At 36.5% G+C, this 1286-nt stretch carries 1 protein-coding gene; it reads left to right on the top strand.

Features of this window, described 5'->3' with window-relative positions; genetic code table 11:
- Positions 1-87 precede the first annotated feature (87 nt).
- Positions 88-1250, top strand: a protein-coding gene (locus E3U55_RS17035; protein ID WP_134341673.1) for an IS3 family transposase whose coding sequence is annotated in 2 segments (ribosomal slippage) — positions 88-367 and positions 367-1250 — 1164 coding nt in all. Because the reading frame shifts where the segments join, the coding sequence is not laid out codon by codon here.
- The last annotated feature ends 36 nt before the right edge of the window (positions 1251-1286 follow it).

Here is a 1286-nt window from a genome sequence, read left to right as displayed (position 1 = left end):
TAGAGTGACCCAATAATATGAGACAGGAAAAAACACCCCCTATGTCGTATGTAAAAGTATTCGACAATTTAGGAGGTGTTTTTCTTTATGGGTAAAAATCGATTTTATCCTGAAGAAGTGAAACAAGAAGTGATTCGTTTGAAGCTATCTGGTGAGTGGACTAATCGTGAGATTATGGAAAGGTTTGGAATAAAGAATAGAAGCCAAATCAAAACCTGGATGAGATGGCATCGTAATGATGAGAACCACAGACTGGCTCAACCAATTGGAAAACAATATACCTTCGGTAAAGGTCCTGAGGATGATAGTGAACTAGCGCAATTAAAAAGAAAGGTCACTTATTATGAAATGCGAGACGAGCTAATGGGAAAGTACCAAGAAATCGAAAGGAAGTGGTACCAGAAATTTTTGTAGAAGTTGTTGAAGCTTTTAAAGATCGATTTACGACAAAAGAAATATGCGAGTGTTTTGAAATACCTCGTTCGACATATTATCGATGGAAAAGAAGGGCAAATCAAAAAATCCCAGATTTTCATCAACTTATCATTAATACCTGTAAACAACTTTCACATCGAGTGGGGCACCGAAAAGTTAGAGAAATTTTATGGAAAGATTATCAGATTAAGAAGAACCGTAAGACAGTTCAAAAAGTGATGCAAAAATACGAAATCCAGTGTCGCGTAAAAGTAAAGCGACAAAAATATATTGCAGGAGAAAGTAAAATTATAGTTCCTAACTTATTAAAACAAGATTTTAAAGCTGAGAAACCGAATCAAAAATGGGTAACAGATATAACGTACTTACCTTACGGACCAAAGATGTTGTATTTATCAACTATTATGGATTTGTATAATAACGAAGTTATTGCTTACAAGATTAGTGACTCTCAACAGGTGGATTTTGTTTTAGAGACGCTACGTGAGGCTTGTAACGGAAGGGAGACTCATGAAGTCATCTTACACAGTGATCAGGGAGCACAATATACATCCTATGCCTTTCAGGCACTAGCAAAAGAAAACGGCATTACCACAAGCATGTCCCGCAAAGGCAATTGCTTTGATAATGCCGTCATAGAATCCTTCCATTCCTCGCTAAAGTCGGAAGAATTCGCCGCTCAATTAAGAGCGACCCTAACAACTACTATTGTAATAGAAAAAGTAATAAATTACATGTATTATTACAATTATATACGACCTTTTTCAAAATTAAATTGCCACAGCCCTGTTGAATACAGGACCGTGGCAGCATAGGTGTTTTTTCTTGTCTCATTTCCCTGGGTCAGTTCA

Source organism: Filobacillus milosensis (genome assembly GCF_004402015.1).
GTDB classification, from domain to species: Bacteria; Bacillota; Bacilli; order Bacillales; family Alkalibacillaceae; genus Filobacillus; species Filobacillus milosensis.
Note: the sequence above shows the minus strand (reverse complement) of the source record. Positions and strands in the feature narration are given on the sequence as shown.